Source organism: Streptomyces sp. R818 (genome assembly GCF_056172735.1).
Genome location: NZ_JAOCNE010000012.1, coordinates 650777 through 666374, shown reverse-complemented (window position 1 = coordinate 666374; position 15598 = coordinate 650777). Strand labels below are relative to the sequence as shown.

Below are 15598 nucleotides of genomic sequence, written 5' to 3'. Positions count from 1 at the left end.
AGGCGTGCCGTAGGCGTGCCGCGGGCGTGAGAGCGGGCTGAGCGCGGTGTGAGCTCGGTGTGAGCGCACCCCTGTCTTTCGTCAGGTGCCGTCCGCGACCATCGCGAGATGTGACGGGGCCCCGTCATTGCGTACTGTCCGTCACCATGGGAACCATCGACTCCGATCTCTATCGCTCCATCCTCCAGTTCGCGCACGACACCCCTTCCTGGTTTCAGCACTTGATGGAGGTGTGGACCGAACTGGGGCTGCTGCTCTTCGCCGTGCTGTTCGTCGTCGCCTGGGGGCGGGCGCGGCGCGGTGATCCGCGGGCCTTCGCCGTCGCGGTCCTCGCGCCGCTGGCCACCGCGGTGGCGTACGTGTGCAGCGAGTTGGCCAAATCGGGGATCGATGAGGAACGGCCCTGCCGGGCCGTCTCCGGTGCGTTGCCTCCGCTCGTGGACTGTCCCGTCTACGGGGACTGGTCCTTCCCCAGCAACCACGCCACCATCGCCGCGGCGGCCGCGGTGGGGCTGGCGCTCGCCTGGCCCAGACTCGGCTTCCTCACCGTGCCGATGGCGATCCTCATGGCGTTCTCCCGCGTCTTCGTCGGCGTGCACTACCCGCACGACGTCGCCACGGGTCTTGTCCTCGGCACCCTGGTCACGTTCCTCGCCGTACGCCTCCTCACGCGTCCGGGGGCGCGGGTGACCGAGGCGATGCGGGGGTCCGGGAACGGGCTCGCCCGGTGGTTCGCGGGGCCGGGCCCTGCGGGTGCCGGTGGCGGGTATGTGGTGGCGTCCGGGGGGCGGCGGGCGCGGGGTGGAGCGCATCGACGGTAGGCGGGGCGGGGCTGCCGGGGGGCTGGGACCCGCTTTGTGGGGTGGCACCGGTTCCGCCGCAGCTTTGTGCGGTGGCACCGGTTCCGCCGCAGCTTTGTGGGGTGGCCCCCGTTCCGCCGCAGCTTTGTGGGGTGGCCCCCGTTCCGCCGCAGCCTTACGCCAGTAGACCCGCCTCGTACGCCACGATCGCCGCCTGTACTCGGTTCTTGACCTCCAGGCGGTCGAGCACCGCGCTGACGTACGCCTTCACCGTCCCTTCCACCAAGTGCAGGCGGCCCGCGATCTCCGGGTTCGACAGGCCCGCGCCGACCAGGCCGAGGACCTCCCGCTCCCGCGGGCTCAGCCGCGCCACGCGCTCACGTGCCGACGCCTCGCGCGCGAGCCTTCCGGCGCCGCCCATGCCGTCGATCACGTGCCGCGCCACCTTCGGCGACAGGAACGCCGCGCCGTCCGCCACCGCCCGTACACCCGCCATCAGTTCGTGCGGGTCGCCCGACTTGAGCAGGAAACCCGTCGCCCCGCCGCCGAGCGCCCGCGCCACGTACGCGTCCTCGGAGAACGTCGTCAGCATCGCCACCGCCGTGCCCGGCACCGTCGCCGTGATCTCCTCGGCCGCCGCCAGGCCGTCCAGGCGGGGCATCCGGATGTCGAGCAGCGCCACGTCCGGGCGGTGCGCCCGCGCCAGTGCCACCGCCTCGCGGCCGTCCGACGCCTCCGCCACCACCTCGAAGTCGCCGCCCGCCGCGAGGATCGCGCCCACGCCCGCGCGGATCATCGCCTCGTCGTCGGCGAGGAGGACGCTGATGCGCCGGCTCTCCGGGACGTCGTCGTCGTTCAGCGGGCCCATTCCTCTTCCTCCTCCTGTACCTGCTCGGCCGTGCCCGCCTTCGGGATCACCGCCTTGTCGATGAGGGTGTGCGCCGCGTCGTCGTCGAAGCAGAGCCTGAAGTGCTCGACCGGCACGAACAGTTCACCGCTCGCACGGTAATAGCGGCAGTCCGCGTGCGCGGGCGGCGGCGTGGGCGCCCGCTCCACCGGCGGGTCGCCGATCGTGCGGTCGGGCAGCCGGGATGCCGCCTCGGCGAACGGTGTGCCGGTGCGCAACTGGGCGTACGCCTGCGGGGAGAGGACGGCGTGCGTCTTCGTGTACGCGTACCAGGTGAACGCCGCGCCGATCAGAACGGTTCCCGCTACCGCTGCCGCCGTGAACGCCAGGGCTACGCGGCGGCGGGCGCTGCGGCGCGCGGTCGCGAAGCCGGTCGGGGTGCTGTGCGTGGCCGGTTTCGGTGCTCCTGGTGCTTCCGGTGCTCCTGGTGCTCCTGGCGCGGGCAAGTGGGCCGTGACTCGGAAGCCGTCCTCGTGCGGGGTCGCCTCGAACGTGCCGCCCAGGGCGGTGATGCGGGTGCGCAGGTTGAGGAGGCCTGTGCCGCTGCTGCTGGGTGGGAGGGGGTCGGGGAGTGGGTGCGGAGGGCGGCCGTTCGTGACGGTGATCGTCAGCGCGGGGCGGGCCGGGGGCGCCGTCCCTGTCGTCTCTGTCGTCTCTGTCGTCTCTACGGTGACCAGGGCGCCCGGGGCGTGTTTCGCCGCGTTCGTCAGCGCCTCCTGCACCACTCTGTACGCGGTCCGGTCGTCCGGGGCCCGCGGTCCCAGGAGTCGTACGGGCATCCCCGATTCCGCCGCCCGCTCCACCAGCTCCGCGACGCTCTCGCCGGGCGGGGCCAGCGGGGCCGGTTCGTCGTCCTCCTCGCGGAGCAGGCCGATGATCTCGTGCAGCCGGTCGGTGGCGTCGGACGCGGCCGCGCGCAGTTCGGCGGCGGCCCTGCGGTGGGGCTCCGCCAGGTCGGGGGCTACCTGCAGGGCGCCCGCCCGTACCGCGATCAGACTCAGCTCGTGGCCGAGGGAGTCGTGCATGTCCTGGGCGATGCGGGACCGTTCGAGGAGGCGGGCGCGGTCGGCGACGATGCGGTGCTCTCGTTCGAGCTGCTCGGCTCTGGCCCAGCCGGCGGCGGTCAGCTCGCGGCTCTGTCGCCAGTAGCGGCCGATGAGCCATGGGAAGACCGCGCCGAACAGGAGCGTGCCCATGAGGACGAGCCACTCCGCGGCGGGGTCGACCTGGCGTGCGGCGATTCTCGCGGTGCCGGTGAGGGCGACGGCGGCGAACGCGAGCAGCGACGGGCGTACGGGTGTGGAGCGCAGGCCCATCAGGTAGGCGAAGGCGGCGAGGGCGGGGCCGTAGGAGAGGGTGAAGAGGGAGGGGGCGGTGGCTAGGGCCGGGATGGCTGCGAGGAGGAAGGCGGTGGCGGGCGGCGGCGGTGCGTGGCCGTGGCGGCGGCGATCGCGGCGAGGCCGGCCAGTTGTTGCCAGGCGGCGCTGGGTTCGTGCAGGTGGAGGCGGTCCACGAGGAGCACGGGCAGCCCGAGCGCCACCCAGAGCGCCAGGTCCGGCCCGGCGGTACGACAACCTCTGCGCTTCATCCGCTCGACGGTACGGTGTTGCGCGCATCGCTGGATGGTGGGGCGGGGCCGCGCCGGGGCGCCTCCTCGGCCGGATAGGCCTCATCCCCCACGGTCCGCCATAGGCGAGTCACCCTGCACTCCATTCCAGCGGAGTCCTGCGGGGGCACCCCGACGCGTCCCCTCCGGCCGACTCGCGAGTGCGGACCGGTGCCCCTCCCCAAACACCGCCCACCCCGGACGCCTGACGCCCCTCCCCGGAACCTGCGCCGCCCACCCCGGGCGCCATGCACCCCACCTCAGGCAACCTGCCGCTCCCCGCACATCCCACCCCACCTTGGGCAATCTGCCACCCCGAGCGCCATACACCCCGCCTCGGGCAACCTGCCGCTCCCCGCACCTCCCCACCCCGCCCCGCCTTGGGCAATCTGCCGCCTGGGGCGGCAGGGTGGGCAAGGCGGCACCCCAGCGCCGGGGCACCGTCCAAACAGGCCCGCACAAGAACCCGCCCCGCCCCGGGCGGCCCGTCCCCTCCCCGCACCGGGCGGAGCCACACCGCCTTGGGCAATCTGCCTCCCCCAGACTCCGTACGGGGGGACCCCCAGGGCGGCAGGGTGGGCAAGGCGGCACCCCAGCGCCGGGGCACCGCCCTAACAGGCCCGCACAAGAACCCGCCCCACCTCAAGCGGCCCGCCCCCTCCCTCCCCGCCCCGGGCGGAGCCACCCCCACACACACCCCGGCACGCTCGTGCAAACGGCCCGCTGCCCGGCCACCCAGATGAGGCCGCGCGCGGGTCGGGGCCTGCCGGGGCGGGGGGCGTGGCACCATCGTGGGTGCCATGACTGCGCTCATTGAGACCCCCGAGAACGTCCCCGGCCGCTCCGATCTGCACGAACCCGTCATCGACTGGTTCGGCGAACACGCCAGAGACCTCCCCTGGCGCCACCCCGACGCGGGCCCGTGGGCCGTGATGGTCAGCGAGTTCATGCTGCAGCAGACCCCGGTGAGCCGGGTCCTGCCCGTGTACGAGCAGTGGATCGCCCGCTGGCCCCGCCCCGCGGACCTCGCGAAGGACGCCCCGGGCGAGGCCGTACGCGCGTGGGGCCGCCTCGGCTACCCGCGCAGGGCCCTGCGGCTGCACGGCGCGGCCGTGGCCATAACGGAACGGCACGGCGGCGACGTACCGACCGGGCACGCGCAGCTGCTCGCCCTGCCCGGCATCGGCGAGTACACGGCGGCGGCGGTCGCCTCGTTCGCGTACGGCCAGCGCCACGCGGTGCTCGACACGAACGTGCGGCGCGTCCTCGCGCGGGCCGTCACCGGCGTGCAGTACCCGCCGAACGCCACCACCGCCGCGGAGCGCAAGCTCGCCCGCGCCCTCCTCCCCGAGCAGGAGGAGACCGCGGCGAAGTGGGCGGCGGCGTCGATGGAGTTGGGCGCGCTGGTGTGCACCGCGAAGAACGAGGAGTGCCACCGGTGCCCGATCGCGGCGATGTGCGCGTGGCGCCTGGCGGGCAAGCCCGCGCATGACGGGCCGCCGCGGCGCGGGCAGACGTACGCGGGGACCGACCGTCAGGTGCGGGGCAAGTTGCTGGCCGTGTTGCGGGACGCCGTCGCCCCCGTACCGCAGGCGGCGCTCGACCGGGTGTGGCACGAGCCGGTGCAGCGCGCCCGCGCCCTGGACGGCCTCGTCGACGACGGCCTGGTGGAACCGCTCGGAGGTGGTTTCTACCGCCTCCCGGCCGGCTGACGGACACCTTCCGCGACCGCCTCCCGGCCAGCTGACGGACACCTTCCGCGACCGCCTCCCGGCCAGCTGACGGACACCTTCCGCGACCGCCTCCCGGCCGGCTGACGGGCACCTTCCGCGACCGCCTCCCTGGCGGCGGGCAGCCGCCCGACCCGGAGCGCGTCGTGCGAGTTGAGAGTTCGCTCTTGCGTTCGTTACACAACCGACGGACAGCCGTGCGGTCTCCGACGCCTGGAACGGACAACGCCGTGACAACCCCTCCGTAACTTCTTCCTCGTGACCGCACATGACCGGTGCGGACGACACACACGGGGCTTGCGGGAAGCGGGAGGCGGTTGATCATGGCGCACGGCGGCGAGGTGCTCGAGTTCGAGGAGTACGTCAGGACGCGACAGGACGCCCTGTTGCGCAGCGCCCGGCGCCTGGTGCCGGACCCCGTGGACGCCCAGGACCTGCTGCAGACCGCGCTCGTACGGACGTACGGGCGGTGGGACGGCATAGCCGACAAGCGCCTGGCCGACGCCTACCTGCGGCGCGTCATGATCAACACGCGGACCGAGTGGTGGCGCGCCCGGAAGCTGGAAGAGGTGCCCACCGAGCAGCTTCCCGAGTCCTCGATGGACGACTCCACGGAGCAGCACGCCGACCGCGCGCTCCTGATGGACATCATGAAGGTGCTGGCTCCGAAGCAGCGCAGCGTCGTCGTGCTGCGACACTGGGAGCAGATGTCCACCGAGGAGACGGCCGCCGCGCTCGGAATGTCGGCCGGAACCGTGAAGAGCACGCTGCACCGGGCCCTCGCCCGCCTCCGTGAGGAGCTGGAGAGCCGGGACCTCGATGCACGCGCGCTCGAGCGTGAGGAGCGGGAGCGTTGCGCGGCCTAGGCACACGTGCCTCCAGGATCCGTGGGGCACGGATCCGCAGGGCCCTGTGGGTCTTGAAGGCGGGGAGTTCGGCGATCGCCGGGCTCGCCGCCGTCGGGCTTTTCGTCGGGTTCCTCGCGGCGTGTTCGGCCGGTGGTACGGGCGCCCGTGACGAGGGCCCCGCCCGGACCGATCCGGTCGGGTCGACCGAGTCGGCCGCCACCGCGAAGGCGTCGCCGTCGGCCCCGTCCGCGGCCAAGACCCCGGACTCGGTCGACGCCGTCCGGCTGCTCAAGGACGATCCCAAGGTCAGCGCGGACATCAAGCGCGATCTGAAGCCGTGTGTCGCCGACGAGTACCCGGTCGACGTCAGCTACGGGAATCTGACCGGCGGTGGCTCCGACGATGTTCTCGTGAACGTGATGACGTGCGGCGATGCCGTCGGCATCGGGACGTACGTGTACCAGGACGACGCGGGCTCGTACCGGAACGTGTTCCAGGCCGAGGAACCCCCGGTCTACGCGGAGATCGACCGGGGTGATCTCGTGGTCACCAAGCAGGTGTACGAGAAGGGCGACTCGGTCTCATCCCCGTCGGGCGAGGAGATCCTCACCTATCGCTGGAGCGGGAACGGCTTCGCGCAGGAGAGCCGTACGCACAACGACTACAGCCACGCCGTGGACGGGGCGTCGCCCGCCCCCGCGGACGACGGCTGAGACACCCACATACAGTCACGCGTACCTATCACGTACATACATGGACAGACACGGCCAGAGCGTCGGATGGAGAGGGCAATGAGCGCCATGGGTGAGCGCAAGGGTGAGCAGACCCACGTGCTGTTCGTCGAGGACGACGACGTCATCCGCGAGGCGACACAGCTCGCTCTGGAGCGGGACGGCTTCGCGGTCACCGCCATGCCCGACGGGCTCGCCGGTCTCCAGGCGTTCCGCGCGGACCAGCCGGACATCGCCCTCCTCGACGTGATGCTCCCCGGGCTCGACGGGGTCTCCTTGTGCCGTCGTATCCGCGACGAGTCGACGGTCCCCGTGATCATGCTGTCCGCGCGCGCCGACTCCATCGATGTCGTACTGGGCCTGGAGGCGGGGGCCGACGACTACGTGACGAAACCGTTCGACGGGGCCGTGCTCGTGGCCCGGATCCGTGCGGTGCTGCGCCGCTTCGGACATGCCGGGGGGCCGTCGGCGGCCGGGACCGGCGCCGCGGAGGAGTCGGCCGGGCCCGACGGCGGCGTGCTGCACTTCGGGGACCTGGAGATCGACACCGAGGGCATGGAGGTCAGGAAGGACGGCGTGCCGGTCGCCCTGACGCCGACCGAGATGCGGCTCCTCCTGGAGTTCTCCGCCGCCCCCGGCACCGTCCTCTCCCGCGACAAGCTTCTGGAGCGCGTCTGGGACTACGGCTGGGGCGGGGACACCCGTGTCGTCGACGTCCACGTCCAGCGGCTGCGGACGAAGATCGGGCAGGACCGCATCGAGACGGTCCGCGGCTTCGGCTACAAGCTCAAGGCCTGAGCGGGCCATATCCGATGCCTATGCCGATGCCTATGCCGATGCCTCTGCCTCTGCCTCTGCCTCTGCCGACGCCGATGCGTGTATCTGGACCGACGCCGATGTTGTCTACGTGCCTGATGTGGGTGGGGATATGACCGGGCCCCGGTCGTCGCGTGCCCGGGTGTCCCTGCGCACCCTCCTCCCCCGTCGGCTGCGGCGCAGCCTGCGGTCCGGGGTGCGGTGGAAGATCAGTGTGGCCATCGCCTCGGTGGGGGCGCTGGTCGCCGTCGCGCTGAGTCTCGTCGTGCACAACGCGGCGCGGGTCTCGATGCTGGACAACGCCCGCGACGTCCAGGACGAGCGGATCCAGTTCGTGCAGCGGCAGTACGCGGCGCGCGGCGGCAACCTGCCGGTCGGGTTCAAGGTCAACGACCCTGACATGCCGCGTGACCTGCGGCAGAAGGCGCTGTCCGGGCGCCGCGCCACCTACATCTCCGAGCCGTCCAACGGCGTGCCCGACATCTGGGCCGCGGTTCCGCTCGGCAACGGCGACCTGCTGTCGGTGCACACCCGTTTCACCGATCGCAGCGCGACCGTCATGAAGGACCTGGACCAGGCCCTGCTCATCGGCTCCATCTCGGTGGTCCTCGGCGGCAGCGCGCTCGGCGTGCTCATCGGCGGGCAGCTCTCGCGCCGTCTGCGCAAGGCGGCGGGCGCGGCCCGCGAGGTCGCGCAGGGCAGCACCGACGTCCGCGTACGGGAGGCGATCGGCGGTGTCGTACGGGACGAGACCGATGATCTCGCCCGTGCGGTCGACGCGATGGCGGACGCCCTTCAGCAGCGTCTGGAGGCCGAGCGGCGGGTCACGGCGGACATCGCGCATGAGCTGCGTACGCCGGTCACCGGTCTGTTGACGGCGGCGGAGCTGCTGCCCGAGGGGCGGCCGAGCGAGCTGGTGAAGGACCGGGCGCAGGCGATGCGCACCCTCGTCGAGGACGTGCTCGAAGTGGCACGCCTCGACAGTGCCGCCGAGCGGGCCGAGCTGCAGGACATCATGCTGGGCGAGTTCGTGGAGCGCCGGATCGCGGCCCGCGCGGCCGACGGCGTCTCCGTGCAGGTCGTCCATGAGTCCGAGGTGACGACCGATCCGCGCCGCCTGGAGCGCATCCTCATCAACCTGCTGGCGAACGCCTCGAAGCACGCCCGTCCGCCCATAGAGGTCAGCGTCGAGGGCCGCGTCATCCGGGTCCGCGATCATGGGCCGGGCTTCCCCGAGGAGCTTCTGGAGGAGGGACCGAGCCGGTTCCGCACCGGCGCCGCCGACCGCGCGGGGCACGGGCACGGGCTCGGCCTGACGATCGCGGCAGGTCAGGCCCAGGTCCTCGGCGCCCGGCTCACCTTCCGCAACGTACGTCCGCCGGGGCCGGGCCCGACACCCCCGCCGAGGGCGCGGTCGCCGTCCTCTGGCTCCCCGAGCACGCACCGACCAACACCGGCAGCTTCCCGATGCTGCGCCTGCCCGACAGCAAGTAGGCGGCCGGTGGACGGTCCCGGGGGCTCCGCCCGCGTCACGGATCGCAACGGCCGACGGCCCCGACGCTTCGCAGCGCCGGGGCCGTTCACAGCCGAGGGTGGATGAGGGAGCGGTCCGCTCAGACGGACTCTGCGACCGTCTTCCCGCCCCGCGCGGCGTCCCCAGCCGCACCATCCTCGGCCGGCTTCTGCGGCCCGGCCCCCCGCAGCGCGACCTCCTTGACGAACCACGCCGCGATCAGCGCGCCGATCGCCACGATCGAGCCCAGCAGGAACGCGGAGTGCGTGCCGGAGGAGACCGCGTCCTGGTAGGCCTCGCGGGCCTGCGCCGGAAGCTTCGCCAGGCTCGCCGCGTCGAGCTGCGCCGACTGCTCGGTGATCTTGCCGCCGAGCGCGCCCGCCTTCTGCGCCATGACGTCCTGCACCTTGTTGTTGAACAGCGCGCCCATGATGGCGACACCGAACGACGAGCCCAGGGTGCGGAAGAGCGTCGTCGACGAGGACGCGACGCCCATGTCCTTCATCTCGACGCTGTTCTGCGCGACCAGCATCGTGATCTGCATCAGGCAGCCCATACCGGCGCCGAGCACGGCCATGTAGAGGCCGGAGGTGAAGCGGGAGGTGCCGGTGTCCATCTGGGCGAGGAGGAAGAGCCCGGCCACCATCAGCACGCTGCCGGCGATCGGGAAGACCTTGTACTTGCCGGTGTTCGTGGTGACCCGCCCCGCGACCAGCGAGACGACCATCATCGAGAGCAGCATGGGCAGGAGCAGGAGCCCGGAGTTGGTCGCGGACGCGCCCTGCACGGCCTGCTGGTACAGCGGCAGGAAGAGCACCGCGCCGAACATCACGAATCCGGTGATGAAGCCGATCAGGGACATCAGCGTGAAGTTCAGGCTGCGGAAGATGTGCAGCGGCACGATCGGTTCGGCGGCCCTGGTCTGGGAGAAGACGAAGCCGACGAGCGCGGCGACGCCGATACCGGCCAGCTCCATGATCACGGCGGAGGTCCAGGCGTACTCGGTGCCGCCCCAGGTCGTGACGAGCACGATCGCGGTGATGCCGACGGTGAGCAGCGCCGCGCCGAGATAGTCGATCTTCCCGGAGGAACGCTTCTTCGGCAGATGCAGCACCGCGGTGATCATCACGAGCGCGACGGCGCCGATCGGCAGGTTGATGTAGAAGGCCCAGCGCCAGCCGAGGTGGTCGGTGATGGTGCCGCCGACGAGCGGTCCGCCGATCATGGCGAGGGCCATGACGCCGGCCATCATGCCCTGGTACTTGCCGCGCTCCCGGGGCGGGATGAGGTCACCGATGATCGCCATGACGCCGACCATCAGACCGCCGGCGCCGAGGCCCTGGACGGCCCGGAAGCCGATGAGCTGGCCCATGTCCTGCGCCATGCCGCTGAGCGCGGAGCCGATCAGGAAGATGACGATGGAGGTCAGGAAGGCGCCCTTCCTGCCGTACATGTCGCCGATCTTGCCCCAGATGGGGGTGGAGGCGGCGGTGGCGAGCGTATAGGCGGTGACGACCCACGAGAGGTGGTCGAGTCCGCCCAGCTCACCGACGATCGTCGGCATCGCGGTGCCGACGATCATGTTGTCGAGCATGGCGAGCAGCATGGCGATCATCAGCGCCATCAGCACGACGCGCACGCTGCGCGGCTGTTTCCCCTGCTCTTTTTCCTGTATCGCTGCTGTCGCCATGATCCCCAGCTCCCCCAGAAGACGAGTCCCGCCGGGGCTTACTTGCCGCCCGGCTAGTTACTTACAATGGGGAAGGTAGAGCGCCAACTAGCCGGGCGTCAAGTAAGTTTCTCCCAAGAGAACTTCAAGGAGCACGAGGGGCACGCGATGGTCACGGGCAGCAGCAACAAGCCGCAGCAGCGGCGCGGGGACACCCGCCAGCGCATCCAGGACGTGGCCCTCGAACTCATCGCCGAACAGGGCTACGAGAAGACCTCGCTGAGGGAGATCTCCGAGCGCCTGGGCGTCACCAAGGCCGCGCTGTACTACCACTTCAAGACCAAGGAAGACATCGTCGTCAGCCTCTTCGACGACCTGATCACCCCGATCGACGAGCTGATCGTCTGGGCGGACGGGCAGCCGCCGACCCTGGACACCAAGCGCGAGATCCTCACCCGCTACGGCATCGCGCTCACCAACGCGTCCCGGCTCTTCCGCTTCATGCAGGAGAACCAGGCGACGATGCGCGAGCTGAGCATCGGCGAGAACGTCAAGGAGCGGATGACGACCCTCCTCGACCACCTGCTGCCCGAGAACGCCACCATGACCAACCGGGTGCGCTGCTTCAGCGCCCTGTTCTCGATGCACGCGGGGATGTTCGTCCTCAAGGACGTCGAAGGCGACCCCGAGGAGAAGCGCGAGGCCATCCTCGAGGCCGCCACGGACCTGATCGTTCAGGCCCACAAGGGCTGACGCGGCCCCCGGTGGATCAGACCTTCACGCCCTTGGAGTGCATGAAGGCGACCGGGTTCACCGCGGAGCCGTAGTTCGGCGTCGTGCGGATCTCGAAGTGCAGGTGCGGGCCGCTGGAGTTGCCGGTGTTGCCGGACTTGGCGATGTGCTGGCCCGTGGTCACGGTCTGGCCGACGTGGACGTCGACCCGGGACAGGTGCGCGTACTGCGAGTACGTGCCGTTGCCGTGCTTGATGACGACGGCGTTGCCGTAGGCGGGGCCGTCACCGGCGCCGTTGCCGCCGGTCTTGACGACGGTGCCGCCGTGCACGGCCATCACGTCGGTGCCGATCGGCACGGCGAAGTCCTGGCCGGAGTGCTTGCCGGTGGACCACATGGAGCCGCCCTGGGCGTAGCCGGCGGAGAGCTTGTAGTGCGTGACCGGGTCGATCCAGGAGGCGGCCTTCTTCGCGGCGGCCTCCTTGGCCTTCGCGGCGGCCTGCTTGGCGGAGGCGGCGGCCTTGGCCTGGGCGTCGGCCTGCGCCTGCACGGACGCGGCGGAGACGGCGGGCAGCGGGCCCTGGCGGAGTCGGCGGCGAGCGCGATCCCGGTGCCCAGCGCGGCGGACAGACCGAAACCGGCGGCCACGACGGTGGCGCGCTTGCGGAAGACCGACGTGCTGGAACGGTGGGACATGGTGCGCTTCGACATGCGGGAGACCTCTTCGAGCTTGGGGACGTTCGGGTCCGGTCGCCCTCCTGGAACCTGAAGCGGTCTCCGGTGGGCGTGAAGGGACCCGGCTCACGTCCTCGTGTCGCCGGGTCGGCCATCCCTTGGTAACCCCCGCCCTGCCCTCGGTTCAATGTCCCGAATTACTACGACAGGTCGTACACGGGCGGGGTGATGGCGGTCTCTTGACACCCCCTGCGAACCGGTGGCCAAGTGCCTGATTTATCCGCTGATCGATGGTTTAGCCCCACATGGCGCACCTGGTCCCGGGGCTCTCCCGCTCGACCCGCCTCTTTGTTCTCAAAACAGACAAAACAACGGCAGCCATCGGTCGCGTAACAGCCGCCCCGCAGGAACAACGTCCCACTATTTCAGGTAGTACCGGACAAAACGCCTGTGCGGCTTGTCACCGGCGCTCAAGATCCAACCCGCGCCGAGTGTGATCGGGGCTACGCTCCCGAGCCATGGATCCCGCTGTCCTCGGCACCCGGCTGGCCTCGAGCCTGATCGTCCCCGCGCTCCGCAGACTGCTCGTCCAGGAGGGCCCCGGCGCAGGTCTCACCGACCGCCCCGTCCGCATCTCCGGCCTCGTCTCCTTCAAGGGCGAGAAGCGCACACTCACCGAACAGGACGTCGAACGCCTGGCCAGGAAGCTCGTCACCGCCGCGCTCGAAGGCCCCGGCGAGCCCCCGTTCCCGTACGACGAGGGCGAAGCGGTCGTCCTCGCGCTCGCCCGCACCCTGCGCTCCCTCGGCGACCTGTCCATGGACGACGTCCAGGCCGTCCGTCTCGGCCACCGCGAGCTGGCCCGCGCCCTGCGCGCGGCCGCCCCCGCCCCCGGCCTCTCCACGGACGCCGCCTACTTCCTCGACTCCCTCACCGAGTGGGCGTGCCTGCACATCCTGCACTTCTTCACCCAGCGGTCGACCTTCGTCGCCCGCACCCTGGTCGAACAGAGCCGCGGGCAGGCCGAGACCATCGCCAAGCTGGACGCCCTGCTCGCGCGAGCCCCGGGCAGCGCCGCCGACCGCGCCTTCGAACAGCGCTACCGGAGCTATCTGGCCCTGCGCCACAACCGCCTGACGATCTTCGGCCTCGACCCCCGCGACACCTCCGACACCTGGCCGCTCGACCTCGCCTACCTCGGCCTCGAAGCGACCACGACCGACGAGGGCCCGCCGGGACCCGGCTCCCCCGAACCCGCTCCGGTCACCGTGCGCCTCGCGGTCGCCGACGCCGTCGCCGCCCACGACCGCGTCCTGCTGCGCGGCGGCGCGGGCTCCGGCAAGACCACCCTGATCCAGTGGCTGGCCACCACCACCGAGGACCGCGTCCCCTACGTCCTGCCGCTGCGCACCCTGGCCCGCGCGCCCCGGCTGCCCTCCCCCGCCGACTTCCTCGCCGGTACGGACTGCCCGCACACCCCGCCCGAGGGCTGGGCCGAGCGCGTCCTGACCGACGGCCGGGCCCTCGTCATGGTCGACGGGCTCGACGAGGTCCCCGCCGCCGACCGGCTCCGCGTACGGGACTGGCTCCTCGCCCTCGTCCGCGGCTACCCGGGCAACCGCTGGCTGCTCACCGCACGCCCCACCGCCGTCCGCCCGGAATGGCTGGCCGACGACGGCTTCGCCGAACTGACCCTCGCCCCGATGGACGGCGCCCGCGTCACCGCCTTCGTCCGCCGCTGGCACACCGCCGCCCGCGCCCCCGAGCACGAGGAGCCCCTCCTCGACGCCCTGCGCACCAAGCCCGACCTCGCCCGCCTCGCGGCGAACCCGCTGATGTGCGGCCTCATCTGCGCCCTCCACCGGGCCCGCCGCGGCTACCTCCCGCCCCGCCGCAAGGCCCTCTACGACGCCGCGCTCCAGATGATCCTCACCGAGCGCGACCGCCAGCGCGGCATGGGCAACCTCGACGGCATCGACCTGGAGACCGAGGACCAGGTCGAACTCCTCCAGCGCCTCGCCTACGCCCTCGTCCTCGCGGGCCGCAGCGAGATGGACGAGGACACCGCGCTGTCCCTCCTCGAACGCGCGCTCCCCTCCGTCCCCGCCGCCGCCTCCCAGGGCGACGCGACCGCGATCCTGCGCCACCTCCTCCTCCGCAGCGGCGTCCTGCGCTCCCCGGCCACCGGTGTCGTCGACTTCACGCACCGCACCTTCCTCGACCACCTCGCCGCCCGGTACGCGGTCGAGGAGGGCCACTTCGACGTCCTCCTCGGCCGCGCCGACGACACCCAGTGGGAGGACGTCCTGCGCATGGCCGTCGCCCACGCCCGCACCCGCGAACGCGGCCATCTGCTGCGCGGCCTCCTTGCCGCGGGCACCCCGCGCATGACCCTGCTCGCGCTGGCCTGCCTCCAGGACGCGACGTCGGTCGACCAGGAGGTCGCGGAGGAGGTACGGGGGCGGGCCGCGGCCCTGATCCCGCCGCGGAGCGTGACAGAGGCGCATCAGCTGGCCCAGGCGGGCCGCCTCGTCCTCGAACTCCTGCCCGGGCCGCAGGGCCTGTCGGACGACGAGGCGCACGCGGTGACCGTGACCGCCTCCCTGCTGGGCGAGGAGGGCTCGCTCCCGGTCCTGAAGAAGTACCGCACGCACCCATCGCTGGAGGTACGCCGCCAACTGGTCGGCACCTGGCACCGCTTCCCCGCCCAGGAGTACGCGGACGACGTCCTGGCCCACCTGGACCGCGACAAGCTGGACCTGACGGTGCGCAGCCGCGAGCAGTGGGAGGCGGCGCGGACGATGGCGCCGTGGCGGCGCCTCGATCTGACGGGCGCGTACGCGTGGGAGGAGATTTTCGCGGCGACGGATCCGGAGCGGCTGGAAGCCCTCGCGCTCGCCGACAACGCCGCCGTGGACGATCTGGGCCCGCTACGGGATCTGCCCGCGCTGCGGACCCTGACCCTGCGCCGCAGCCCGCACACGCTGGACCTCACGCCGCTCGCCGGCACCGGACTGGAGCACCTGGGCCTCATCGAGGTGCCGGGCACGCGCGGCCTGTCCACGCTGAAGCGGCTGTCGTCCCTGTTCATCGGCTACGCCCTGCCCGGGGAGGCGCTCATGGACGAGCTGCCGTTCTCGGACCGGCTGCGCTCCCTCTATCTGGCGCGGGGCGCGGCGGCCCACACCGGCCTGCGCGCCCTGCCCATCCTGTCCGGCCTCACCTTTCTCAGCGTGAGCGCCAACCCTCTGCGGGCCGCCGACTGGGAAGAGCTGGCCGACCATACGGGGCTCAGGGGGCTCTACCTGGAAGGCGAAACCCTTCCCCCGCCGCCGCTGCCGGAGCTCCCGCACATCACCCGCCTCGCCCTGCACCTGCCCGAAGGGCCCGCCCAGTTCGCCCCGTACGCGTCGTGCTTCCCGTCGGTCCAGGCTGTGGAGATCTTCCCGGGCCAGGCGGCGTCCCCGGACCCGACCTCGTACGCCGCGCTCTTCCCGACCGCCGAGATCACGGTCCGACCCCGCTGAAAAAAGGGTGGGCCCGAACCGTCCGGAAGGAACGGTTCGGGCCC

General features: G+C 71.8%; 11 protein-coding genes and 2 pseudogenes. 8 read left to right on the top strand and 5 right to left on the bottom strand.

Annotation, left to right across the window (positions count from 1 at the left end; all coding sequences use genetic code 11):
* The first annotated feature begins 146 nt into the window (after nt 1-146).
* On the top strand, nt 147-821 hold the full coding sequence (locus N5I75_RS29400; protein WP_476682280.1) for a phosphatase PAP2 family protein: 675 nt from the start codon (nt 147-149) through the stop codon (nt 819-821).
* 154 nt (nt 822-975) lie between these two features.
* Here the strand turns inward: N5I75_RS29400 and N5I75_RS29395 are convergent, their stop codons facing one another.
* From N5I75_RS29395 to N5I75_RS29385, 3 genes are all read right to left on the bottom strand, one after another.
* The gene (locus N5I75_RS29395) at nt 976-1668 is read right to left on the bottom strand and encodes a response regulator transcription factor (RefSeq protein ID WP_476682278.1); all 693 of its coding nucleotides are present in this window, start codon (nt 1666-1668) and stop codon (nt 976-978) included.
* Nucleotides 1656-3023 (bottom strand): sensor histidine kinase, encoded by a 1368-nt coding sequence (locus tag N5I75_RS29390; RefSeq protein WP_476682276.1) that lies wholly within the window; start codon nt 3021-3023, stop codon nt 1656-1658. The genes N5I75_RS29395 and N5I75_RS29390 overlap by 13 nt, the downstream gene beginning before the upstream one ends.
* A gap of 62 nt (nt 3024-3085) precedes the next feature.
* Nucleotides 3086-3295 (bottom strand): hypothetical protein, encoded by a 210-nt coding sequence (locus tag N5I75_RS29385; protein ID WP_476682274.1) that lies wholly within the window; start codon nt 3293-3295, stop codon nt 3086-3088.
* Between the two features lie 818 nt (nt 3296-4113).
* Here N5I75_RS29385 and N5I75_RS29380 point away from each other — a divergent pair.
* The 5 genes and pseudogenes from N5I75_RS29380 to cseC all read left to right on the top strand — a co-directional run bounded on the left by N5I75_RS29380 (nt 4114) and on the right by cseC (nt 8932).
* Nucleotides 4114-5025 (top strand): HhH-GPD family protein, encoded by a 912-nt coding sequence (locus N5I75_RS29380; RefSeq protein ID WP_476682272.1) that lies wholly within the window; start codon nt 4114-4116, stop codon nt 5023-5025.
* Between the two features lie 341 nt (nt 5026-5366).
* On the top strand, nt 5367-5909 hold the full coding sequence (locus tag N5I75_RS29375) for a SigE family RNA polymerase sigma factor (protein ID WP_394431816.1): 543 nt from the start codon (nt 5367-5369) through the stop codon (nt 5907-5909).
* A 44-nt stretch (nt 5910-5953) separates the two neighbouring features.
* A complete protein-coding gene (locus tag N5I75_RS29370) occupies nt 5954-6604 on the top strand; it encodes a hypothetical protein (protein ID WP_476682375.1) in 651 nt (216 codons plus the stop codon).
* An 87-nt stretch (nt 6605-6691) separates the two neighbouring features.
* Entirely contained in the window at nt 6692-7420 is a 729-nt protein-coding gene (gene cseB / locus N5I75_RS29365) for a two-component system response regulator CseB (RefSeq protein ID WP_476682373.1), read from the top strand.
* A 130-nt stretch (nt 7421-7550) separates the two neighbouring features.
* Nucleotides 7551-8932, top strand: a pseudogene (gene cseC, locus N5I75_RS29360) (two-component system sensor histidine kinase CseC).
* A gap of 119 nt (nt 8933-9051) precedes the next feature.
* Here cseC and N5I75_RS29355 read toward each other — a convergent pair.
* Nucleotides 9052-10641 carry an MDR family MFS transporter gene (locus tag N5I75_RS29355; RefSeq protein WP_476682269.1) on the bottom strand — a complete coding sequence of 530 codons (1590 nt, stop codon included), beginning with the start codon at nt 10639-10641 and terminating at the stop codon, nt 9052-9054.
* A gap of 147 nt (nt 10642-10788) precedes the next feature.
* Between N5I75_RS29355 and N5I75_RS29350 the strand changes: the two genes are divergently transcribed.
* On the top strand, nt 10789-11373 hold the full coding sequence (locus N5I75_RS29350) for a TetR/AcrR family transcriptional regulator (RefSeq protein WP_476682371.1): 585 nt from the start codon (nt 10789-10791) through the stop codon (nt 11371-11373).
* 16 nt (nt 11374-11389) lie between these two features.
* Here the strand turns inward: N5I75_RS29350 and N5I75_RS29345 are convergent.
* Nucleotides 11390-12063: pseudogene (locus N5I75_RS29345) on the bottom strand (M23 family metallopeptidase).
* Nucleotides 12064-12545: 482 nt separating this feature from the next.
* Here N5I75_RS29345 and N5I75_RS29340 point away from each other — a divergent pair.
* The gene (locus tag N5I75_RS29340; RefSeq protein WP_476682267.1) at nt 12546-15554 is read left to right on the top strand and encodes an NACHT domain-containing protein; all 3009 of its coding nucleotides are present in this window, start codon (nt 12546-12548) and stop codon (nt 15552-15554) included.
* The last annotated feature ends 44 nt before the right edge of the window (nt 15555-15598 follow it).

Bases quoted from the DNA above. Each gene is read 5' to 3' on its own strand.
- N5I75_RS29400 (WP_476682280.1), top strand. From the start codon at position 147: ATGGGAACCATCGACTCCGATCTCTATCGCTCCATCCTCCAGTTCGCG.
- N5I75_RS29395 (WP_476682278.1), bottom strand. From the start codon at position 1,668: ATGGGCCCGCTGAACGACGACGACGTCCCGGAGAGCCGGCGCATCAGC.
- N5I75_RS29390 (WP_476682276.1), bottom strand. From the start codon at position 3,023: ATGGGCCTGCGCTCCACACCCGTACGCCCGTCGCTGCTCGCGTTCGCC.
- N5I75_RS29385 (WP_476682274.1), bottom strand. From the start codon at position 3,295: ATGAAGCGCAGAGGTTGTCGTACCGCCGGGCCGGACCTGGCGCTCTGG.
- N5I75_RS29380 (WP_476682272.1), top strand. From the start codon at position 4,114: ATGACTGCGCTCATTGAGACCCCCGAGAACGTCCCCGGCCGCTCCGAT.
- N5I75_RS29375 (WP_394431816.1), top strand. From the start codon at position 5,367: ATGGCGCACGGCGGCGAGGTGCTCGAGTTCGAGGAGTACGTCAGGACG.
- cseB (WP_476682373.1), top strand. From the start codon at position 6,692: ATGGGTGAGCGCAAGGGTGAGCAGACCCACGTGCTGTTCGTCGAGGAC.
- N5I75_RS29355 (WP_476682269.1), bottom strand. From the start codon at position 10,641: ATGGCGACAGCAGCGATACAGGAAAAAGAGCAGGGGAAACAGCCGCGC.
- N5I75_RS29350 (WP_476682371.1), top strand. From the start codon at position 10,789: ATGGTCACGGGCAGCAGCAACAAGCCGCAGCAGCGGCGCGGGGACACC.
- N5I75_RS29340 (WP_476682267.1), top strand. From the start codon at position 12,546: ATGGATCCCGCTGTCCTCGGCACCCGGCTGGCCTCGAGCCTGATCGTC.